Origin of the sequence: Rhodococcus baikonurensis (assembly GCF_040489275.1) — a bacterium.
Taxonomy (GTDB): domain Bacteria; phylum Actinomycetota; class Actinomycetes; order Mycobacteriales; family Mycobacteriaceae; genus Rhodococcus_F; species Rhodococcus_F baikonurensis.
Window position 1 is genome coordinate 132,170 of record NZ_JBEUOQ010000001.1, and the last position, 21,420, is coordinate 153,589.

At 60.8% G+C, this 21,420-nt stretch carries 25 protein-coding genes; 15 read left to right on the top strand and 10 right to left on the bottom strand.

The annotated features are described in order from the left end of the window. Positions 1-5: 5 nt before the first annotated feature. Entirely contained in the window at positions 6-626 is a 621-nt protein-coding gene (locus tag ABWI03_RS00680; RefSeq protein WP_298777234.1) for a class I SAM-dependent methyltransferase, read from the bottom strand. Between the two features lie 231 nt (positions 627-857). On the opposite strand from ABWI03_RS00680, the gene ABWI03_RS00685 reads away from it, so the two are divergent. The 4 genes from ABWI03_RS00685 to ABWI03_RS00700 all read left to right on the top strand — a co-directional run bounded on the left by ABWI03_RS00685 (position 858) and on the right by ABWI03_RS00700 (position 4,304). Further along, positions 858-1,703 carry an LLM class F420-dependent oxidoreductase gene (locus ABWI03_RS00685; protein ID WP_124567713.1) on the top strand — a complete coding sequence of 282 codons (846 nt, stop codon included), beginning with the start codon at positions 858-860 and terminating at the stop codon, positions 1,701-1,703. A gap of 104 nt (positions 1,704-1,807) precedes the next feature. Further along, a complete protein-coding gene (locus ABWI03_RS00690) occupies positions 1,808-2,380 on the top strand; it encodes a flavin reductase family protein (RefSeq protein ID WP_298777233.1) in 573 nt (190 codons plus the stop codon). Then, the gene (locus tag ABWI03_RS00695; protein WP_095968638.1) at positions 2,373-2,999 is read left to right on the top strand and encodes a superoxide dismutase; all 627 of its coding nucleotides are present in this window, start codon (positions 2,373-2,375) and stop codon (positions 2,997-2,999) included. Before ABWI03_RS00690 ends, ABWI03_RS00695 begins: the two co-directional genes overlap by 8 nt. Before the next feature lie 213 nt (positions 3,000-3,212). Then, positions 3,213-4,304, top strand: coding sequence for an alpha/beta fold hydrolase (locus ABWI03_RS00700; RefSeq protein ID WP_095968637.1), 1,092 nt, complete (start codon positions 3,213-3,215; stop codon positions 4,302-4,304). A 1-nt stretch (position 4,305) separates the two neighbouring features. Here ABWI03_RS00700 and ABWI03_RS00705 read toward each other — a convergent pair whose 3' ends face one another. Beyond that, positions 4,306-5,574 (bottom strand): vWA domain-containing protein, encoded by a 1,269-nt coding sequence (locus ABWI03_RS00705; protein ID WP_298777232.1) that lies wholly within the window; start codon positions 5,572-5,574, stop codon positions 4,306-4,308. Positions 5,575-5,746: 172 nt separating this feature from the next. Between ABWI03_RS00705 and ABWI03_RS00710 the strand changes: the two genes are divergently transcribed. Then, positions 5,747-6,724: a GGDEF domain-containing protein gene (locus ABWI03_RS00710; RefSeq protein WP_298777231.1), complete on the top strand. Its 978-nt coding sequence runs from the start codon at positions 5,747-5,749 to the stop codon at positions 6,722-6,724. Between the two features lie 87 nt (positions 6,725-6,811). Here the strand turns inward: ABWI03_RS00710 and ABWI03_RS00715 are convergent, their stop codons facing one another. Then, positions 6,812-8,134, bottom strand: a complete 1,323-nt coding sequence (locus ABWI03_RS00715; RefSeq protein WP_298777230.1) for an HNH endonuclease signature motif containing protein — start codon at positions 8,132-8,134, stop codon at positions 6,812-6,814. A gap of 155 nt (positions 8,135-8,289) precedes the next feature. On the opposite strand from ABWI03_RS00715, the gene ABWI03_RS00720 reads away from it, so the two are divergent. The 5 genes from ABWI03_RS00720 to ABWI03_RS00740 all read left to right on the top strand — a co-directional run bounded on the left by ABWI03_RS00720 (position 8,290) and on the right by ABWI03_RS00740 (position 11,367). Beyond that, positions 8,290-8,793: a MarR family winged helix-turn-helix transcriptional regulator gene (locus ABWI03_RS00720; RefSeq protein WP_298777229.1), complete on the top strand. Its 504-nt coding sequence runs from the start codon at positions 8,290-8,292 to the stop codon at positions 8,791-8,793. Positions 8,794-8,804: 11 nt separating this feature from the next. Then, positions 8,805-9,863, top strand: coding sequence for an LLM class flavin-dependent oxidoreductase (locus ABWI03_RS00725; RefSeq protein ID WP_298777228.1), 1,059 nt, complete (start codon positions 8,805-8,807; stop codon positions 9,861-9,863). A gap of 8 nt (positions 9,864-9,871) precedes the next feature. Then, complete coding sequence (gene msuE / locus ABWI03_RS00730) at positions 9,872-10,438, top strand: FMN reductase (protein ID WP_298777227.1); 567 nt, start codon at positions 9,872-9,874, stop codon at positions 10,436-10,438. Continuing rightward, positions 10,435-10,962, top strand: a complete 528-nt coding sequence (locus tag ABWI03_RS00735; protein ID WP_095968631.1) for a hemerythrin domain-containing protein — start codon at positions 10,435-10,437, stop codon at positions 10,960-10,962. The genes msuE and ABWI03_RS00735 overlap by 4 nt, the downstream gene beginning before the upstream one ends. A gap of 72 nt (positions 10,963-11,034) precedes the next feature. After that, on the top strand, positions 11,035-11,367 hold the full coding sequence (locus ABWI03_RS00740) for a CD225/dispanin family protein (protein ID WP_095968630.1): 333 nt from the start codon (positions 11,035-11,037) through the stop codon (positions 11,365-11,367). A 31-nt stretch (positions 11,368-11,398) separates the two neighbouring features. Here ABWI03_RS00740 and ABWI03_RS00745 read toward each other — a convergent pair whose 3' ends face one another. After that, entirely contained in the window at positions 11,399-12,550 is a 1,152-nt protein-coding gene (locus ABWI03_RS00745; protein WP_298777226.1) for an alpha/beta hydrolase family protein, read from the bottom strand. 41 nt (positions 12,551-12,591) lie between these two features. Here ABWI03_RS00745 and ABWI03_RS00750 point away from each other — a divergent pair, with 41 nt between their 5' ends. Further along, positions 12,592-13,050 carry a DUF5990 family protein gene (locus ABWI03_RS00750; RefSeq protein ID WP_095968628.1) on the top strand — a complete coding sequence of 153 codons (459 nt, stop codon included), beginning with the start codon at positions 12,592-12,594 and terminating at the stop codon, positions 13,048-13,050. A 73-nt stretch (positions 13,051-13,123) separates the two neighbouring features. After that, positions 13,124-14,605: a flavin-containing monooxygenase gene (locus ABWI03_RS00755; protein WP_298777225.1), complete on the top strand. Its 1,482-nt coding sequence runs from the start codon at positions 13,124-13,126 to the stop codon at positions 14,603-14,605. Here ABWI03_RS00755 and ABWI03_RS00760 read toward each other — a convergent pair. Next, the gene (locus ABWI03_RS00760) at positions 14,538-14,789 is read right to left on the bottom strand and encodes a hypothetical protein (RefSeq protein ID WP_296551813.1); all 252 of its coding nucleotides are present in this window, start codon (positions 14,787-14,789) and stop codon (positions 14,538-14,540) included. The genes ABWI03_RS00755 and ABWI03_RS00760 overlap by 68 nt on opposite strands. 178 nt (positions 14,790-14,967) lie before the next feature. On the opposite strand from ABWI03_RS00760, the gene ABWI03_RS00765 reads away from it, so the two are divergent. Further along, positions 14,968-15,639: an NAD(P)H-binding protein gene (locus ABWI03_RS00765; RefSeq protein WP_095968627.1), complete on the top strand. Its 672-nt coding sequence runs from the start codon at positions 14,968-14,970 to the stop codon at positions 15,637-15,639. On the opposite strand, the gene ABWI03_RS00770 is transcribed toward ABWI03_RS00765, so the two are convergent. Then, a complete protein-coding gene (locus tag ABWI03_RS00770; RefSeq protein ID WP_095968626.1) occupies positions 15,617-16,387 on the bottom strand; it encodes an ABC transporter permease in 771 nt (256 codons plus the stop codon). The genes ABWI03_RS00765 and ABWI03_RS00770 overlap by 23 nt on opposite strands. A gap of 49 nt (positions 16,388-16,436) precedes the next feature. Next, positions 16,437-16,874 carry a GtrA family protein gene (locus ABWI03_RS00775; protein WP_020908979.1) on the bottom strand — a complete coding sequence of 146 codons (438 nt, stop codon included), beginning with the start codon at positions 16,872-16,874 and terminating at the stop codon, positions 16,437-16,439. A 141-nt stretch (positions 16,875-17,015) separates the two neighbouring features. Here ABWI03_RS00775 and ABWI03_RS00780 point away from each other — a divergent pair, with 141 nt between their 5' ends. Continuing rightward, the gene (locus ABWI03_RS00780) at positions 17,016-17,723 is read left to right on the top strand and encodes a TetR/AcrR family transcriptional regulator (RefSeq protein WP_095968625.1); all 708 of its coding nucleotides are present in this window, start codon (positions 17,016-17,018) and stop codon (positions 17,721-17,723) included. Positions 17,724-17,772: 49 nt separating this feature from the next. On the opposite strand, the gene ABWI03_RS00785 is transcribed toward ABWI03_RS00780, so the two are convergent. After that, the gene (locus ABWI03_RS00785; RefSeq protein ID WP_003940566.1) at positions 17,773-19,269 is read right to left on the bottom strand and encodes an MFS transporter; all 1,497 of its coding nucleotides are present in this window, start codon (positions 19,267-19,269) and stop codon (positions 17,773-17,775) included. Between the two features lie 99 nt (positions 19,270-19,368). On the opposite strand from ABWI03_RS00785, the gene ABWI03_RS00790 reads away from it, so the two are divergent. Next, positions 19,369-20,028 (top strand): TetR/AcrR family transcriptional regulator, encoded by a 660-nt coding sequence (locus ABWI03_RS00790; RefSeq protein ID WP_095968624.1) that lies wholly within the window; start codon positions 19,369-19,371, stop codon positions 20,026-20,028. Between the two features lie 9 nt (positions 20,029-20,037). Here ABWI03_RS00790 and ABWI03_RS00795 read toward each other — a convergent pair whose 3' ends face one another. Together ABWI03_RS00795 and ABWI03_RS00800 are read right to left on the bottom strand one after the other, a co-directional pair. After that, positions 20,038-20,241 (bottom strand): PspC domain-containing protein, encoded by a 204-nt coding sequence (locus tag ABWI03_RS00795; RefSeq protein ID WP_019745155.1) that lies wholly within the window; start codon positions 20,239-20,241, stop codon positions 20,038-20,040. Positions 20,242-20,411: 170 nt separating this feature from the next. Beyond that, entirely contained in the window at positions 20,412-21,266 is an 855-nt protein-coding gene (locus ABWI03_RS00800; protein ID WP_296551814.1) for a PGAP1-like alpha/beta domain-containing protein, read from the bottom strand. Positions 21,267-21,420 lie beyond the last annotated feature (154 nt).

Below are 21,420 nucleotides of genomic sequence, written 5' to 3' on the forward strand. Positions count from 1 at the left end.
CATTCTCACTCGGGAGAGTCGGCAGGAATCAACAGCAACAGCAGTTGGCACCAAGACGGCACAGGTCGACGGCGATGCGTCGCGTCAGTGGCGTCGTGGGCATGGGGGTAATTAGTACCTGTGTCGGCAATTACCCGCAAATGCGGGGGAAATAGGCCCCAGTCGGCCAAGCGAACAGACAGCGAATACATCAGCGGGATCTCGGGACGTCCGGCCGGGACTCCCCAACGCTTGTCGCCGAGTTGGGTGATCTCTTCGAATCCTTGCCGACCGTTGGCGTACGGATACTCGTCGAATGACTCGATCGTCAATCCGGCACGCCGCGCAGCGCCGAACACCTCGGCAATAGACCAGTTGAATTCACGTGAGGGGAAGGGATTTTCGGCGTTCTCGACTCCGCCTCCCGGAGCGCCCGGCAAGACGAGGTCGGCTGAATCTGCGACGTAGTCGCCAACGCCACCGGCTTCGGTCATGGGAGTCCCGCCTCCGTACGGGTATGCCAGGAACCACTTCTCGTCGAAACGCATGGCAAACGGATGGAACTCCACCAGAACGAATCGACCGTTCGGCGCCAGAACAGCGGCAATCCCCTCGGCCCACTCGTCGAGATCAGGTAGCCAGATCACCGTTCCGTACGAAGAAAAGACTCGGTCGAACTTTCTCCGGCCGGCGGCAGCATCACGGAGCCACAACGGATACTGACCGGAATTGCACTGCAGATGCAGAATCGAGGAGCCGCCGATCTCTCCTTTGTGACTGCCGTGAGCGACGGTCGCAGCGATTTCTGGGCGAGAAACGTATCCGAACGCAGATGCAACAGGTTACAGTTTTTCGAACGGACCATCGAAGGAGAACCAGTGCGCTACGGACTCAGCCTGTTCACCAGTGATCGCGGCATCCGCCCTGCCGATGCCGCGAAGGCTGCGGAGGCGAACGGGTTCGACGCCTTCTACGTCCCGGAGCACACGCACATCCCGGTTTCGAGAGACTCCGATCACCCCGGAACCCAGTCGGCAGAATTACCCGACGACCGCTATATGCGCACACTCGACCCCTGGGTCGCCCTGGGTACCGCGGCTTCGGTCACGAGCACCATCCGACTGGGCACCTCGGTGGCCCTGCCCCTCGAACACGATCCGATCACTCTCGCGAAAACCATCGCATCGCTGGATCACCTTTCCGACGGTCGCGTGGTTTTCGGTGTCGGATTCGGCTGGAATGCAGAGGAACTCGCAGACCACGGCGTACCGCCCAACAAACGCCGGACCGCACTCCGCGAATACCTCGAAGCCATGGGCGAACTGTGGTCGAAGGAAGAAGCGTCGTACGACGGCCAGTTCGTGAAGTACGGCCCGAGTTGGGCCTGGCCCAAGCCAGTTCAGAAGCCCCGCCCGCCGATCCTCCTGGGCGGCGGCGGCAACGAGAAGACATTCAAGTGGATCGCCAAGTCTGCCGACGGCTGGATCACTACACCCATCGAGCAGGAGATCGACGGAAACGTCGAACTGCTTCGAAAGATCTGGGCCGAAGCAGGTAGGGTCGGCGAGCCTGAAATAACGGTCTTGGCAGGCAAACCCGATCCGGAGAAGCTTGCCCACTGGGCAGACATCGGTGTCACCGAGGCAATGTTCGGCACTCCGGACAAGAGCCCCGAAGAGGTTGTCGGATACATGGAACGTCTGGCAACAAAGCTCGGACGGTGAGGTCCGCCACAGCGCCTTGACCTCAACTGCACTCGAGGTTTTAACGTCGGTGTTGCACAAGACAGTGCAACGACAGCAAACCCGATGCAAAAGAGGTGCGAGTAGTGACCACAAAGCTGGTTGGCACTCAATCTGTTTCGGATCGCCCTGTCGATTTGGAGCCGTCCATACGGAGCTCCTTCGTAGAAGCGTTCCGAAACCATCCCGCCGGAGTCTCGATCATCACGGCAACCGGCGATGACGGTCCGGCCGGCATCACGTCGTCGTCGGTGATCTCGATCAGCGCCGATCCGGCAGTTCTGGCATTCTCACTGCAGTCGTTGCGAGGTTCTGCCGGCGTCATTGCTTCCGCCCGCAGTTTTGTTGTTCACCTGGCGAATTCGACGAACGAGCGACTGGCTTCCACGTTTGCGACCCGCGGCGCGGTGCGCTTCGGGGACGACATGCCCTGGTCGTTTCTGCCGACCGGTGAACCATTTCTGCACGGCACGGGCCACGCTCTACGCGCGGTTCCCCTGACTGCCAACAAATGTGACTCCGCAGTGATCGTCACTGCCCGCGTAGTCGACGTCATCGATCCTCAGCAGGTCTTGGAGCCGCTGGTCTATCACGATCGAACGTACCGAAACCTGTCCCCGCACAATATCTCCTCAAAGGAAGGCATGTCACATGACTGAATACGTTCTCCCCGAGCTGGATTACGATTACGCCGCGCTCGAGCCCCACATCTCCGGCGAGATCATGGAACTGCACCACAGCAAGCACCACGCCACGTACGTGGCGGGCGCCAACAGCGCAATCGAGCAGTTGGCCGCTGCGCGTGAGGACGGCACGATCTCCACGAAGGCGCCGCTGCTCAGTAAGAACCTCGCCTTCCATCTCGGCGGCCACACGAATCACTCGATCTTCTGGAAGAACCTCTCCCCCAACGGCGGTGAGCGACCAGAGGGCGAGTTGGCAGCCGCGATCGACGAGCACTTCGGTTCCTTCGACGCATTCGTCAACCACTTCTCCGCTGTAGCAACCACTTTGCAGGGATCCGGCTGGGCCGTACTGGCCTACGACACGATCGGGCAGCGATTGGTCATCGAGCAGCTCACCGATCAGCAAGGCAACATCAGCATCGGTATCGTCCCTCTGCTCATGCTCGACATGTGGGAGCACGCTTTCTACCTGCAGTACAAGAACGTCAAGGCCGACTACGTGAAGGCTTACTGGAACGTCATCAACTGGGAAGACGTTGCACAGCGTTACGCAACGGCCACGACGGCATCGGGCTTGATCGTCCCGGCCTGATGGTCGCTGCTTGGTGATCGCTGCTTGGTGATCGCTGCTTGGTGATCGCTGCTTGTTGATTGCTGCGTAGCCCCGATCAGCCCAGCTCGGCACGGTGGCTCCGTTGCCGAGCTGGGTTTCTACACCCCCAGGGTCGGTGTATGTGAAGGCAGGTAACATACACCGGGCGCGGCTGACTCAGCCGTCCACCGATCCGACTCCGAGGGGCAACCAGTGCTGGATATCAGTGGTTTGATCGCGACATGGCGTCCGACGCTGGACACCGCGGCGCGCAACGCGTGGGGACTCTCGTTCGGCGACGGTGTCGAGAAGGCCGAACGCACCCCGTCTGTCCTGATCAGCGAAGGTCCACACCGCGACCTGTATCGCTTCGGCGCCTTGTGGACGCCCAAAGGCAACCCTGTTCTCCTCGTACCGCCGCTCGCAGTTTCAGCTGACTGCTACGACCTTCGTGCAGGCCAGAGCCTCGCCGCACACCTACTGGACGGCGGTAACACTCCTTATCTTCTCGACTACGGAACAATGCGGTACTCCGACCGCGGAATGGGTTTCGAGGCCTGGGTCGACGACATCATCCCCGAAGCGATCCGCACCATCTCGGACCTACATGACGGGGCACCTGTTTCGCTGATCGGATGGAGCCTCGGCGGGACCATGTCTCTGCTCACGGGCTCCGCCCACTCCGACCTTCCGATCGCATCGATCACGGCAATCGGAACGCCCATCGACTACACGAAGATTCCCGCTATCAGCCCGTTGCGGCTGATCGGCAAATACACCGGCGACACCCCGCTCACCTCCGCAACCAATCTCGTCGGCGGACTGCCCGCCCCACTCGTTCAGGCGAGTTACAAGGTGACGGCGCTACAACGCGAAGTGCTCAAGCCATGGTTCATCGTGCGCAACCTCCACAACACCGAGACTCTGGCTCGCATGGAATCGATCGACAAGTTCATGGCGGCCATGCCTGGATACCCGGGCAAGGCGTTTCAGCAGATCTGCGAACAACTCATGCTCGGCAACAACCTCTTCCACGACGCCGTCACGCTCGCCGGACGCGAGATCAAACTGTCAGCTCTGAGCGTTCCCGTTCTCGCGGTCGGCGGCACGACTGACGTGATTGCACCCATCGCTTCGGTGGAAGCAATCACGTCGGTCCTCACCGGAGCGCAGTCGGTCCGGTTCGAGAAGGCACCGGGTAGTCACCTCGGACTCGTTGCCGGCCCCACCGCGAGAGACTCCACCTGGGCGTTCATCGACGAGTTCTTGAAAGAGAATGCACCGCAGCTGGTTTCGACCAACTGAATCACGGCGTCGTGATGCCCGCGGCAACCGCCGCCTTGTGCCAATCCGGGAATTCACTCAGCAATCGGGTGTACAACTGGGCGTCGTCGACGGTGTCTATGTCGTCCAGCGCGAAGAATCCGGCATTGTCGACCACCCGGCCGTCGAGGTCGTCGAGCTTCTCGAGCACTCCGTAGTTGGCCTTGCCGATTCCGACGAACTGCCAAAAGGCGGGAAGCCCAGACGCTTCGCGCATCAACTTCGTGATTTCCTTGCGCTCGCTGAAACCGCCGTCGGTGAAGAACAGGACAAGCGTGGGCGCCGAACCACGTGTCAGGCCGGAGACTATCTCCGTCATGATCGGCACTTCACGATTGACCGCGCCGATCTTGTCGTAGTTGACACCGCCGTGTGATCCGCGCAAGTGCAGGTAGGTGTCCGACCACGCTTCCGCGTCATGCACGGAGATCTCAGGAAGCTTGACGAAGCTGACCGCGTACAAGTACGGCTCGAGTTTGCCGTCGTCGTCGAGTTGGATCGCAACAGGGACCATCCGTTCCACAACGCGGTGGACCACCCTGGTGCGGTACTGCTTGGCCATACTCCCAGTTTTGTCGATCACCAGGATTACTCGCGCGCGAATTCCGTTGCCGCCCTTGGTCAGCAGGACCTTGGCCACCTCACGCTTTCGCAGATCCAGCTTCTCTCGCTTCACCATCGAGAGTTTTGCCTCGTCAGGCACGCTCCGAATTCCGTCCGGCGATTCATCGGAGCCTGCCGGTCGGGTCTGCGGTTCCTCGTCGACAGAAACGCCGAAGGCAGTGACCAGATCTGCCAATCCACTGTCCCAACCCGCCGACACGTTCCGCAGTTTCCAGCTCGCGCCGCGGCGATAGATCTCGACGAGGACCGCCGCCCTCTCCGTCGTCAACCCCAAAGCGGGAGCCACAATGGCTGTGGAACCTGCCTGCTCCACCACGACGCCCATGTCACGGACTGCAGAAAGTGTCCCGCTTGCCGCCGAATCCAACGCCACGGCCACACTCAGCTGGTGGATGTCAGCGGGCAACCTCGTCGTGTCGATTTCGATGACGCCGCCCGCCTCCAGCCGCACCGCACCTTCTGGCGAGACCGGCTGATTGAAGAAGATGAAATCGGCGTCACCGCGCACTTTGCTGCGATCATCGAGTTGGAACACCATCAGATCCACCGTGCCCGGGGCGCTACCGCTCACCGCCACTTTCAACGACGTTCCGTCAATGATCGTGTTCGCTCCCCGCGCCAGCTCCATACCGGAAGATTAGCTGGCTGCTTTCGATTGCCGTCCTCGCGGTCTGAAGAATCACAGCACACTTTCAGCAATCGCAGGATTCTCGAGGCAGACTGTCCATGGGAGATATGTCGTACACGGGACCAAGAACCCAAAGGTCGACAGAATCGGACTGTCGATCAGGAGGTAAACAATGTCGCACGGTCAGGCGCGCACCATCCCGTCACCGGCATTCCCATCCATGCCACTCCTGCCGCCGTTGACTAATTTCGACCAGGCAAGTCGCTCGATCGTCTCCTATCTCGACGACCACCTCCCCTTCGCGCTGTGGTCGATCACACGGTTCGACGGCGCGAACCAGATATTTCTGACCGTCTCTCCCAACCCACTTCACATCGAAGTCGGGGAGACGCGAGTGTGGCAGAACACCATGTGTAGTGAGGTCGTCTGCGGAAATGCACCACCGGTCTCGACCAACCGAGAACTCGTACCCGCGCTTTCCCGAGATGACAGATGGGAAGGGATTGGCGCCTACGTGAGCATTCCAATTCTGCACAGCGACGGCAGCCTCTTCGGAACGCTGTGCGGCGCCGACCCCACCACAGGCGATTCCGGTCTCGAGGACAATGAAGCGCTACTCACACTCCTGTGCCGGCTTCTCGGAACCATTCTCGACATCGACTATCAGCGAGCGCAGTCGGTTCGCCTGGCCGAAACTGCGCAACTCGATGCAGAGACCGACCCGTTGACCGGCCTTCTCAATCGTCGTGGATGGGACCGCTTCCTCGAAGCCGAGCAAACGCGATACCGCCAATTCGCCGACCCTGGATCAATCATCATCATCGATCTCGACGGCATGAAGACCATCAACGACGAACGCGGACACGCCGCCGGTGACGAGTACGTCCAACGGGCGGGTGAAATCCTGGCAGCATGCGCGCACCCAGGCGCCGTAGTTTCGCGGTTGGGCGGAGACGAGTTCGGAATCGCTCTGTCCGACACGCAACCGCACACCGTCGACTACCTGATCGAGCGTTTGGAGCAGTCCTTCCGGCGCGCCGAGGTGCGCTGTTCGGTCGGGCGGGCGGACTTTTCTATGTCCCAGAGTTTTTCCGAGACTTGGGATGCGGCTGATGCAGAGATGTACCGACAGAAACGCTCGACTCGCTGATTCGACTCCACCCACGGTCTGTAGCACCGCATCGGAGGATCTCTTCGATGCGGTGCTCGGCCATGTTCTGTTGTGCCCGAACTCTTCTCAGGTTTTGAAGGTGGTGTTCGCCGGCCGCGGGTGCCGCTGCGGGTCGATGGAGTGTGGTGGGATGAACCAGGGTTTGTTGTCGACGCCGATCCGGATCTCCCACTTTCCGACGAACCCGGATTTACGGTGCATCAACCGGTGATGCGAACGGCACAGCAGGACCAGGTTGTTCATCACCGTCGGACCACCGTTGGCCCAGTGCCGGATATGGTGCGCATCGGTCCATGCGGGCACACACGTACAGCCGGGGAACGCGCAGCCTTTGTCTCTCGCGATCAATGCCACTCGTTGTTCGGCGGTGACCAATCGTTTCCCTGGTTTCGCATCCAACGGCGCGCCATGATCGTCGAGCAGAACGGTGGACAGGAAGCAGTCGCACCCGAGAAGTCTGGTCTGCGAGATCGACAGTGGTCCGAGCCAGGGCATGTGCCCGACATCGAGATCCGACAGATCTAGATCGGGTGAGCCTTCCTCGTCGACATGAGTGGCAGCGGAAGATGCTGCGCAGTCGCGGTGCTCGGCCAGATCCCGGGCGTTGATGTGCACGTTCACGTGCGGGCGCTGACCACCATCCATACCGGTCTTGGCGCAGTCCAGATACCGGCGGATCAGTTCGGTGAACCCGTCCGCGGTCCGCTTCGCCGCCGACCGAGCATCCGGGGTTCCATCGGGTGCCGGGGTGGGCATTGTCAGATTCGACAACGCCGACAACAGCATTTCGCCGGTGAGGGCGTCGAAATCCCCACGCACCACCACCCGACCATTCAAAGTCGACGCGATCCGGAGTTCGTTGCGGTCGATGTCTTCGGCGGGTGGAATCTCATCGGATTCGAAGATTCGCTCCAACGTCGCGATGACGTTTCGGACCTTCGTCGTCGTTGCTTCCACACCGGAAGCGGCAGCCAACAACAAGTCGATGCACTTCGGTAGCGCTTCGTCCGGCATCCCCTTCGGCGGCGATTCACAAAACGCCACGATCAACACGGCGTGCTCGAACGAACAATCCCCGCAATCGAACCGGGCCGCCACTGCCGGAAACGGCCGCAACGCCGCACCCAACGCGGCGATCTTCTTCCCGTCCCGCACCTGCAGCATCGTGTTCGACGCCAACCACGCACCCACCCCGCGGCTCGCGATCACCTGATCATCCGGACGCACCGACAACTCGTCCACCACCGCCACCCGAACAGCCTCGAGACGCAGAATCTCCGCACTCGCCTCGACCGCAGCAGCACGCAACTCAGAAGCCGACAACCTCCACAGACGTCCGCGCAACCCCACCGCAGAACCAGACACCACATCCGACAACAGAACACTCATTGAATCCCCCGATCCCCACCCCAACAATACTCGAACACCAGTTCGATTCAATGCCCGCAACAGCAGAAACGATGACAGGGAATAGTTCGATCTCTCCGAGCGTATTATTTGAGTAAGCAATACTTGCGATCGCAAATAAATGGAGGACGTCACCGATGCCAACTGATGAACACGTACGTGGTCGCGTGTGGCGCAACCTCGTCGTCTCCCACAGCGTCATCCTCGGCAAGATGGAGGCAGATCTTCGGACTACCACCGGGCTCACCCTTGGTCAGTACGACGTCCTACTCCGCCTGCATGAAGCTCCAGGAAACACCATCCGAATGGGTGATCTGGCCGAGCTCGTCCTGGTCACCACCAGCGGTGTGACGCGCGTCGTCGATCGATTGGTCGAGGCAGGACTGGCAGAGCGCGTTCGACCGGAAAACGATCGACGCGTCGTGACGGTATCGATGACGCCTGCGGGCAAGAAGACGCTTCGAAAAGCGTCCGCCATACACACGCGAGGGATCGCCGAATACTTTTCCGATCTCATTGAAACCGAAGAGCTTCCGGTACTCGAACGCTTCTTCTCCCGACTTGCCGCACATCACACGAATCAAGGCGGCGCATGCGATGCGCACGGAGAACAACTTTCCATCACCCCCACGAACAGATAGCGAGAAACAACATGGCTTTCGAATTGGGCGTCTACCATTTCGGTGAACTCACCCCAGATCCCACCACCGGCGCGATGATGAATCCCGGTGTCCACCTTCGCCATTTGGTCGAGCAGGCAACCGTTGCCGATCAGGTTGGACTCGATGTCTTCGGCGTCGGCGAGCACCATCGCACCGACTTCGCAGTCTCAGCCCCTGCAGTTGTGCTCGCGGCAATGGCTCAGGCTACCGACAACATCAAGCTGTCGAGCGCGGTCACCGTGCTCAGTTCCGACGATCCCGTCCGCGTGTTCCAACAGTTCGCGACGGTCGATCTGCTTTCCGAAGGTCGCGCCGAGATCATTGCCGGCCGAGGCTCCTACACGGAGTCGTTTCCGCTTTTCGGGTACGAACTTTCCCAGTACAACGAACTCTTCGCCGAAAAGCTCGACCTACTACTGAAACTGCGTGACGAGAACCCGATCAACTGGGAGGGCCAACTTCGCGCACCACTGATCGACGGTGACGTGACACCTCGTCCGGATCGCCAGATTCCTGTGTGGATCGCGGTCGGAGGTACCCCGGCCTCGGTAGTCCGTGCGGCGAAACTCGGCCTGCCCCTGTCGCTTGCGATCATCGGTGGGAGCTACCAACAGTTCGAACCGTTCGTCGATCTGTACCGCCGGGCTGCAGCAGAGTTCGGACATGATCCGAAGAAGCTCGCTGTCTCTATTGCTTCGCCGGGGTTTGTCGACACCTCGAAGCAAACAGCACTCGATACGTCCTACCCGTACTTCCAGGCCGGCTGGATGCAGAACCATCATCAGCGCGGAAACGGAGTTCCCATGCCGCGCAGGGCATACGAAGCGCAGGCAACCACCGCGGGTGCCTTCTTCCTCGGTGGCCCGCAAGAAATCATCGACAAGACGATGGCGCAGTACGAGCTGTTCCACCACGACCGCATCATGATCCAGATGGGTTTCGGCAATGTTCCGCAGAAGGACATGCTCCGCTCGATCGAGATCCTCGGCACCGAGGTAGCCCCCGTTGTGCGCAAGGAAATCGAATCGTTGAAATCGTCTGAGAAATAGGAGTTTCGGTGAGCACACCACTCAAAGTTGTCGCCGTTGTCGGCAACCTTCAGAAGCCTTCCAAGACTCGCGCTCTCGTCGATCTGATCGTCGAAACGTTCAGTGACTTCGAGCGGATCGACGCACGGGTCATCGAGATCGTGGATCTGATTCCCGGGCTCGCAGCTGCTCTGGATCGCAGTCAGGTCGACCCTGCCACTGCCGAAGCCCTGGCTGCAGTCGAGTCCGCGGATATCGTCATCGCCGCGTCACCGGTTTTCCGCGGCTCTTACACGGGATTGTTCAAGCACTTCTTCGATCTCGTCGATCAGTACGCGCTCGCCAACACCCCGGTGATACTTTCCGCGACAGGTGGCAGCGACCGCCATGCTCTCGTGTTGGATCATGCCCTGCGGCCCTTGTTTGCATTCTTTCAAGCGCTCACCGCTCCTGTCGGGATCTATCTCAGCTCAGGTGATTTCGACGGAACCACGATCCTCAACCCCGAGGTGTTCGAGCGAATCGAGATGGCAGCAAACGACGTTCTCCCCGTAGCTCGGATGCTTGCGGAGCGGAACCGAACAGTGCTGACGTGAGCGCCCCTGATTCGCACAGCATGGCAACATCCGCCGGTCTGAGGATGATCGATCAGTTACGCCAAGTTCACGAACCTCTGCGAGCCGATATCGAGGTACTCCAGAATGCCCTGCAACTGTTGTCGGACGAAACCGCCGACCTGACTCGGATACCCGAGATGATCGACAATCTGACGATCGCGGATTTCGTTTGGCAATTGCGGGTCAACTGCGACTTCTACTGCAACACGCTGACTCTGCACCACACCATCGAGGATCAGCGGATGTTCCCGGTGATGACCAAGAACTTTCCCGAGTTGACACCTGCGGTCGAACGATTGCAGGCCGAGCACAAGCTCGTCGGGGAGATCGTGTCGGAAGCCAAGCGCGCGACACTCGCACTGAGCACCGAGTCCTCCACGGTCAGCCGGGCACACTCCGCAATAGCCGAGTTGGCGGACCATATGCAGTCGCATCTCGATTTCGAGGAAGCCACACTCTTCCCGTACTTCCGGAAAATGGATCGCGACTGGCACTACGGCTGATCACGTACGTTCAGTGATTCTTCAGCTCCATCGCAGTAGCGTCGTAAGGGCCATCTCATGTCAGGAGCTCCCATGACGACCCCGGATCAACCCACCGTTCAGCAATCCGTTCCTCAGCACCCGATTCGACCACCTGTCAATGCCGGTTGGGCAGTGGTATCGCTGCTGTTCTTCTGGCCGCTCTCCTTCGCCGCCTTCACTCATGCCTTCAACGTGTATCCCTTGTGGGCCGACGGCGATGTCGCGGGATCGCGGTATGCGTCCGATCGAGTGAAACGACTCGGTCAGATCTCACTGTGGATCGCGGGCGGGCTACTACTCCTTGTCTGCATCCTGTACGCGATTGCGGCAATCGTGTGGTTCGCCAACGGCGGCCACGACTACGGCCCGCGACGAATGCGCTGAACAACCACACTGAACAACCACAACCAAAACATCACCTCATCACACGATCGATGAACTCCATGGTCTGGTCCATCGACGCGACCGTCGTTTGGCCGTGGCTGATCCCACTGAGCTCCTGATAGTCGAATTGCGTTCCTCGCGTACGCATGTCGGCCAGTTGCGCCCAGGTAAGCGCGACGGGGACCGTCGTGTCCGCCACGCTCTGCACCACGCGCAGCGGACGGTCGTAGCCGTCCACCGGCACCTGCATCATCTCGCGAAACAGATCGTGGAAACGCGGCGTCCACACCGACCGAGAAAACAACGAGTTCAACTGGATTCGCTCAGCTCGAATCTGTCGGCCGAGATCTCCGGCGCACAAGCCTCGAGCCTTTTCCATCCACTCGATTCCCAGTGGCGAGAGAACCTCGCGAATGTTCTCCTCGGGCCGCTGGTCGTCGATCCCGGCCAGGACATACAGCGCGTATCCCACCAATCCCGTGATGCCGATATCGGGAAACAGCGGCCCGCCCAGCGGAAAGAGACCTTCCATATGCGTGGGTCCTGCGACGACAACCGAACCACGGAAATCCAATTCCGGTGCACGAGAGGAGGCCTCGTGTCCCGCGAAGTACGCCGCGTGCCCACCTTCGGACAGACCTGCCACCATCCACCGCGGGCTCAGCACGTTCCCGTACAACTCATGTGCGGCCCGTACGATGTCGACAGCATTTGCGCCGGCGGCATGTCCGTCGAGATACGCGAGCACCCCGTCTGTACCCAGACCTGAGTAGTCGGTGGCGACTACTGCGTACCCCTCGCGCAACCAGCGTTCGATCGGTTCGATCTCGCCCGGACCGAATCCGGTCGACGAGGGCGCACACTGATCCGCACTACCCAGAGTCCCGTGGGCGTAGGAGATGACGGGCCAACCGCCCGCCGGTGGTTCGCCTTCCGGCAGAAACACCGACCCCGACGAGTCTCCCCACCTGTCAGCGGTACGCAGAGTTCGATACACGACACGCTGCGCCGCACCGGTGCCGAGCGGAAACACTGCAGCCGAGAGTTCGCTATAGGACTCCAACGCGCCCGCGACTACCGGTTCGTCCGCCGTCGCCGCGGCAGCACCTGTCCCCCACCCAAGACTCGACAACAGAATGCTCGCCACCACGGCGGCAACAAAGGTTCTACCCGAACGACTCACCACGCCAATCCCTCCCGATCAGTGCAGAGCATGATGTCGATATGCAGATCATCATCACCGGCCACAGCCTGCCCGGGCGTGATTGTTCCGAAACCGCAACCTTCGAGGGGCGAAGCAACATCCACGTCGGCATTCAGCGTCGAGGCAAGCCACACGAAATTCTCGAGCTCGTACCAGGAGACGCCGAGACAGCGCGGTGGGAACTGACCGCGAACCTGGAGCAAAAGGCCGGTGCCTGGGACATTCTCGGTCCGTACATCCAAGGCCCACCGCGCGGACGCTTCATCTACCTGTCCTGGGTGACGGTGTCCGAAGACCAGACCTTCGAGATGTTTCGGCGCGCAAAGCTGATGTTCGACGCGATCCCCGAGCACGTCATTGCCGAGACCGACGGTTCCGGCGTGCTTCACGGAAACCTCGGCCTCACTGACGCCGCAGGTAAACCCCTATGCGCGGCGGTCCGGCCGCCGAAGATCGCATGGACATCCTCGCCTTACTGAGCATCGTTCAGTAGTGTGGAGTTCGACCACCTTCCCGGCCGGTGACCGCGCAATCGATACGGAGTCCGAACTGATGAGCACCGAACACCTCGATGTCCTGATCGTCGGCGCCGGCTTGTCCGGCATCGGTGCTGCGTATCGACTTCAGACCGAGCTCCCCGGAAAGTCGTACGCAATCCTCGAGGCCCGTGCGAACAGCGGCGGAACCTGGGACCTCTTCAAGTACCCCGGCATCCGTTCGGATTCCGACATGTTCACGCTCGGCTACCCGTTTCGCCCGTGGACCGATGCCAAGGCCATCGCCGACGGTGATTCGATTCTCCGGTACGTCCGTGACACCGCTCGCGAGAACGGAATCGACAAGAAGATTCGGTACAACCGGAAGGTGACGGCCGCATCATGGTCGTCAGCGGACTCGACGTGGACGGTCACCGTCACCACCGATGGCGAAGACGACACACTGACCTGTAACTTCCTCTATCTCTGCAGCGGTTACTACAGCTACGACGGCGGATACACCCCCGACTTCCCCGGTCGCGAATCGTTTGCCGGCGAGGTAGTGCACCCGCAGTTCTGGCCCGACGAACTCGATTACTCCGACAAGAATGTCGTGGTGATCGGAAGCGGCGCCACCGCAGTCACTTTGGTCCCCACCATGTCGCGGGACGCAAGCCATGTCACGATGCTCCAGCGATCACCGACGTACATTCTGGCACTGCCGTCCAGCGACAAAGTCTCGGACACCATCCGCGCGGTGTTGCCGAATCAACTCGCGCACAGCATCGCTCGATGGAAGAGCGTCGTAGTGAACCTGAGTTTCTACCAGCTGTGCCGACGCAGTCCAGCGCGGGCAAAGAGGTTGCTGAATCTCGCGATCAGTCGTCAACTCCCGGAAGAGATCCCACTCGATCCGCACTTCACACCCAGCTACGATCCGTGGGACCAGCGCTTGTGCGTCGTACCCGACGGCGATTTGTTCAAAGCCCTCCGATCCGGCAAGGCCTCGATCGAGACCGATCACATCGACACCTTTACCGAGAACGGGATTCGTCTCTCGTCAGGGCGCGAAATCGAAGCCGACATCATCATCACTGCAACAGGATTGAAGATGGAAGCGTGCGGTGGGATCTCGATCGACGTGGACGGTGAACCCGTCACCCTCGGCGATCATTACGTCTACAAGGGCATGATGATCAGCGACGTCCCGAACTTCGCAATGTGCGTCGGATACACCAATGCCTCGTGGACTCTGCGAGCCGACCTCACGTCGATGTACGTGTGCCGACTACTGACCGAGATGGACAAACGCGGCTACTCCAAGTGCGTGCCACACGCGACCGAAAACATGGATCAGCGGCCGATCTTGGACCTGGCCTCGGGATATGTCATGCGTGCGGTGGAGCAGTTCCCGAAGCAGGGATCGAAGTCACCGTGGAACATGCGTCAGAACTACATCCTCGATCGTCTTCACTCGACGTTCGGAAGCATCAACGACCACATGACGTTCTCGAAGGCGCCAGCTCGAGATTCGAACCTGGTGCCGAGTAAGAGTTGATCGGCGCCCGCACGACCAGATAGAGCAGGCGGGCAAATCCACCGATCGAGCCGATGACGAGAAACACGCCCGAACCTGCGACGACGGCACAGAGCGCACCCAGGACGATGATGGTCGACGCCTCGATCATCCGACCGGCGGACTCCGACCCGAGCACGTGTATTTCATCAACTCCTTCGCTCATAAAACTATTTTCAGCCAACCGTCCAGCCGGTTTGTAGGGACTTTGGTCACGAGTCGGTTCAAAATGGACCCATAAATGCAGGTCAAGCGTTCAGTTGGCCACTCTCGGACCGGGGGATCCAAACCCTTCAGTAGTGTGCGCATCACGGAAGAGCGGAACCGACACCGGGGGAAACACAATGAAGGTCGTTATTTTCGGGGCAACAGGAATGGTCGGCAACAGCGTCATGCGCGAATGCCTGGACGATCCGCGAATCGGCACGGTCGTGACCGTCGGCCGCAATCCCGCCGGTACAACCGACCCGAAGATCGTCGACATCGTTCACCGTGACCTACTGGACTTCTCGGCAATCGAAACCGATCTGTCCGGCGCCGACGCGTGCTTCTTCTGCCTCGGTGTGTCCTCTGCCGGAATGAACGAAGCCGACTACACGCGCATCACGCGTGACATCACCCTCGCCGCCGCCACAACGCTCTCGCGTGTGAATCCGCAGATGGTGTTCGTCTACGTATCCGGCGAAAGCGCCGACTCCACCGAAACCAGCAAGACCATGTGGAAGCGGGTACGCGGCGCGACCGAGAATGCGTTGCTCGCTCTCCCCCTCGAGACCTACATCCTCAGGCCGGGATTCATCCGTCCGCGGCCGGGATCACCGTCGAAGACGTGGTGGTACAAGGTGTTCTATCAGGTCTCCGTGCCCCTGTACCCGCTCCTGCGAAAGGTCTGGCCCAGCAGCGTGACCACCAGTGAGAACATCGGCAAGGCAATGATCGCACTCGCCGCGAACGCGCCCGATCTGCCCGACCGCGTCCTTCGCAGCGACAAGATCAACGAACTCGCGCAGGCCTGACGGATTCACCTCGAAAGACGAAGCCGCGGGCGACAAGCTCCAAAGCCACAGCCACCGAGCAAGTTTGCGCCAACAACAACCCTGCCAGGACGAGAATCTGTACCGCACCGGCCTGAACAGCCGACCCCGTCGCGAGCAACACACCGACAAATGCTCCGGGCAATGTCACGAGACCGACGGTTCGGGTCTGGTCGACTCCTGGCAGGAGGGCGTCGGACGCAGCCGTGCGGGCGACTTCCCACCGTGCGTCGCGTTGCGAGAATCCCAGGCTCAGTGCCGCCTCCACTTCCCCGTATCGATCGTCAACCGCGTCGAGTCCACGTTTGGCTGCCATCGACGTAGCTGTCATGGCACCGCCCATGACGATTCCGCCGATCGGAACCAGAGCGACGCCCTCGACGGGAACCACTCCGGACAACAGCATCAGTGGCAGCACAACACCGATCCCCGACGCCAACGCGACGGTCAGCCACACTCCGGAAGTTCCTGCGCCGGAGCGTCGTGCAGCGGTGAACGACGCTGCGGCGAACATGCCGACGAGCACGAGGAGCGCTGACCAGATGTGAGCCAGGGCGGCGGCAAGAATCAACGAAACAGCAGCCAATTGGAGGGCGCCACGCGCGAGCGCGCCGGGAACTACGCGAATGCTACCGAGGTGAGCGAATCGATAGACCAGTGTGGCCACAAGCGCCATGACGATGCAGAGCACAGCCAGATGGACGCCGGAATCGGCTATCGAAAGGCTCATGGGTCACAGTGTTCCCTACGAACCGTTCCGGTCCGAACTCGAGAACCGCTCAGAAAACCCAGCCACGAAGCGCGACAAATCGCAGGCCACCGACAATTCCGCTCACTGCGATTACAAGACCCGCTTGAAGTAGCCCATCCGCACCGGGCAACAGGAAACCGAGCGCACTGATGGCAGCGGAACTGGCGATCAGCCCGACCAGTGCGAGACCACCGCCTTCCCACTGCGCGGTGAACCAGTTGACGCGATCCGCGGCGTGGAAGGTGAGCCGGCGATGCAGCTCATTGGCCAAAATGGTGCTCAAGACCGCACCGACTGCGTTGGCGACCAGCGCTCCGTCACCGCGCAGCGCCAGGAAAGCTGCGAAGTAGAGAATGTTGCTGGCTCCGCCGACAAGGGCAAAACGAACGAGCTGAGCAAAGGCGCCGTCGCCGGCAAGGGCGCGAAGCCTCGTTGCCGCGAAACCTGCACTCCGCGTACCCACCATCGAGATCGGATTGCTCCCGACCCAGATGTCAGACGTGCTCATATCGGCTTCTCTCGTACGGACAATCGGAACCACACGTTCCGCTTAGCAATATAGCACTAACGGAATCAATCATTCCGCTTAGTGCCGTAGACTGTGAGGATGCCGACAACCCACCCCGACGCTTCTCGTGCGGGGACCTCGGCCGACTGCTCACAGCCGCGCCTCCGGTCCGACGCCCAGGCCAACCTCGAACGGATTCTCTGCTCCGCTCGCGAGGTGTTCGCGGCCCAAGGACTGGACGCCACACTGGCCGACGTCGCGAAGCACGCCGGCGTCGGCGTCGGAACCGTGTATCGACGATTCGCCAGCAAGGACGAACTGATCCAGGCTCTGTTCGACACGCGGTGCTCCGAGATCGAATCGATCGCCGCCACCGCCCGCGAGATGCCGGACGCCTGGGAAGGTCTCGTCTACTTCCTCGACGTCATCTCGCTGCGCATGGCGGACAACCGCGGTTTCGGCGATCTCCTGATGGACGGACGCTTCACTTCCGACACCTTCGCTCGCGCGCGTGCGGGAATCGCTCGACACACCGCGGCACTCGTCAATCACGCGAAGGAACAGGGCACCCTGCGTAGCGACTTCGAAGTCAACGACATTCCGCTTCTCATGCAGGTCGTCAAGATGGCTCAGAAGTTCGGCGGCGACGAGGCCCCTCAGGCTTACCGTCGCGCCCTCGGGTTCATGATCGACGGACTGTGTGCTTCCCGCACTGGACATCGGGAACTGCCCGTGCCTGCGCTCTCCTCCGAGCAACTCGATCACGTCCTTCATCGGTTCCAGACAACGCCCGGGAAGAACTGCTGACTCGATTTCGGGGTCGACCCCGTAGCGGCGTCGACCCCGAAATTTGCTGTCAGTGGGCGATTACCGGTTCACCTTCCGGCGAGTCCGGAAGCAGTCCGCTCCGAAGAACCAGTCCGGTCAACACCGCACCGACCGCGAAAATGCCTGCTGCCCAGTAGAACGTCGTGGTGTAACTCTCGACGGCGGCCTGCGCCTGGGTCAGCGGGTTCATCTCGCGCCCTACCAGGTAGTTGGTGGAAGCCGAGGCCGCAATCGTGCTGAGCAGTGCAGTTCCGATCGAGCCACCAACCTGCTGCATCGTGTTGACGGTGGCAGATGCCACGCCGGCGTCTTCGTGATGCACGCCCGAAGTTGCTCCCTGCATCGACGGGGCGAAGATGCTGCCCATTCCGAGTCCGGTGACAACGAGGCCGGGCAGGATGTGGACGGCGTACGTGCTGTCCACGGAGATCTGGGCGAGCAGTGTCATTCCGATCGCGGCGATGACCATTCCGCTCACGATCAGCACTCGCGGACCAACCCGAGGTAGCAAGACTGCTGTCGAAAGCGTTGCCGCCGTGACAATTCCGAATACCATCGGCATGAATGCGAGACCGGTCATGATCGGGCTGTACCCGAGGATCAGTTGCATGTAGTACGTCAGGAACAGGAAGACAGCGAACATGCCTGCGCCGGAAAGGAAGATCGCAAGATACGAGCCCGCCCGGATCCGGTCGAGCACCACCCGCAGCGGAAGGAGCGGGTGTTCGGACTTGGTCTGCCAGTAGATGAATGCAGCCATGAAGACTACGCCGGCAACGAGCCACGAAATGGTGGGAGTTGCACTCCACCCATCAGATTCGGCCTTCGAGAATCCGAAGACGATGCTGAACAAGCTGATGGAGACCAGGATCGTTCCCGGGATGTCGAGCTTGGGCCGCGAATCACTGGTGTGCGGCGCGAGCAACAGAACCGCTCCGACCAATGCGATCGCCGCGAAGAAGAGATTCACGAAGAGGCACCAGCGCCAGTCGACCCACTCGGTGAGAGCTCCGCCGAGCAACAGGCCGATGGCGCCACCACCGCCGGCCACGGCACCGAAGATGCCGAAAGCCTTGGCGCGCTCACCCGGATCGGTGAATGTCACGGACAACAGAGACAGTGCCGCCGGAGCAAGGAGCGCACCGAACACGCCCTGGCCCGCGCGAGCGGCAACAAGCATTTCGAAGTTGACGGCTGCGCCACCGATGGCGGAAGCGACCGCAAAGCCGATCAGGCCGACGATGAACGTTCGCCTGCGCCCGAACAAGTCGCTCAATCGACCGCCGAGCAACAGCAGGCTGCCGAACGCCAACGCGTATGCCGTGATGATCCACTGGCGGTCGGAATCACCGAACTCCAGTGAGCGCTGCGCAGCCGGCAGCGCGATATTGACGATGGTGGCATCCAAGACCACCATCAGCTGCGCAATTCCCAGAACCGCGAGAACCAGCCACCGCTTTGCGTGGTTGTCCCCTGAAGGCGCTGAGGACTGCTCGAATTCAGTCCGTTCAGCAATGTCTGACATAGTCCCTCGCCCAACCTATGCGGAGATGGCTTCTCCGGTTAGCAAAAACGCTACACGAAAACGGAGAGGCTGTCTCCACTTGGCGGGTAGAGTGGAGACATGAGTACCGCAATGGGGCGCCCGCTTCGCGCCGACGCTGCACGTAACCGGCAGTTGATCATCGATGCCGCACGTGAATTGTTCGCCGAAGAAGGGATCGACGTCACACTCGACGACGTTGCCCGGCGCGCGGGTGTCGGCGTCGGAACTGTCTATCGGCGGTTCGCCAGCAAGGAAGAATTGATCGACGGAGTCTTCGAACAGAACTTTGCCGACATCGCCGCCACTGCCGAGGCATCACTGAACAATCCGGATCCGTGGGACGGACTCGTCACGTTCGCCGAATTCGCCTGCAGCCGTATGTCGGTCAATCGTGGGCTCAAAGACGTCCTGAACGGAACCGACGAGGGCTGCGAGCAGCTGGCATGCCAACGATCCATCGTCGAACCGTCGGTCGAGAGGATCTTCTACCGGGCCCAGGACGCCGGAATGCTGCGTCCCGACGCCGTCCCCACGGACCTGTTCGGCCTCATCTTCATGGTGGGAGCAGTCACCGAATTTGCTCAGCCGGTCAACCCGACTGTGTGGCGCCGATACCTTTCGGTGATGCTCGACGGACTACGCACCGAGGGATTGCATCGTGACTCGCTTCCCCTCCCTCCCCTGAGTACCGAAGAACTGCACGAAGCGAAACAACTCATGAAGAATCGGCGCCGCTGAGCGATTCGATCAGATTTGCTCACGAGGAATGAAAATCCACATCACGATGTAGATCAGAAACTGCGGGCCGGGCAGCAAGCACGAGAGCACGAACAGCAAGCGGACGGTCGACGACTTCCACCCGAAGTATCGAGCGATCCCGGCGCACACCCCGCCGAACATCGCGCCGGAGCGAGCTCGAGTGAGTTTGCGGGTCTTCATGGGCGAAGTCATGTTCGGTGTCCCTTCAGTGGATCTCGCGGACTGTCCGCGTCGACTTCCACTATCCGCCGCCGGGGCACTCACGCGCATCAGGCCATGGACCCATCTTTTCCGGTGCAGTACATACTCAGGTACAGGTCCGTCCCCGCGTCGGACTCAGGGTTCTCCCCCACATCTCAGCCTCACACCTCGGCGGGAAACATCCGTCGAAGTCTTTTCGGTGCCGCAAAGGGTTGCCAGTTGTCGACGTCCTGCGCCAGACGATCGGCAACCGTCCACAACGCAGAGGGGTTGTGAGTCAGCCCCATGTGACTACCTTGCACCGCAACGCTTTCCGATCGTCCAGACGTGGTTTCACAGCACGCTTGCCACGGAACGATGCCGTCGTGCCTGGAGTAGACCGACGTGGCAGGAACCGAAATGGGCGGTCCCTGTTCGGATTCGATGCCGTCGACCGGAGGCATCATGGCATGGTTGCCGGACAAACGAGCGTAGAGCGATCCGACTCGCGTCTGCTCCAGACTGGTGAGACCGAAAGGCGAACCGAGCGTCACCACCTGACGTACTGAGTCCGGTAGGTCCCTCGCCAGCTTTCGAGCGTAGATTCCGCCCAGACTCCAGCCGATCACCGACACCTTCTGCTGGTACCGATCGGATACTGCAGCCAATGCGGCAGGCAATCCGTCGACCACCATCGCCGTCGGACCGGTGTTGATGCCCAGATTCCAGCCGTGGACACGATATCCGAGAAATCCGAGATACGCCCTCAACGCGAACGTGGACACATCGGACGTCAACAGACCGGGAAGAACCAGGACCGGGTGACCGTCCCCTCGCGGCGATCGAAGCAGCCACGGCGCAGCTACGAGTAACGACGCGATGTCGACGAGTCCGCGCGTCGGTTCGCTCAGACACATCGCCAAGGACGGTGGGCCAGGAACGAGCGGGCCGACTTCGCGAATCAGGGCCGATCCTCGAGCCCTCTCGAATTCGGTTTCCGCAAAATCGATCGCAGAGACTTCCGCAACTACGGACACCTGGACTCCTGTCGGCCGGTGCCCTGATGGGGAGCGGTTCCGCGGGCTGTGTGCTCAACCCGCGGAACCTTGTCCTCATCCGCCACCGGTAGCGAACAGGACCCGTTCTGCCCACAGATTCACGTCCGGATACATCTGAACCCGACCAAAACTG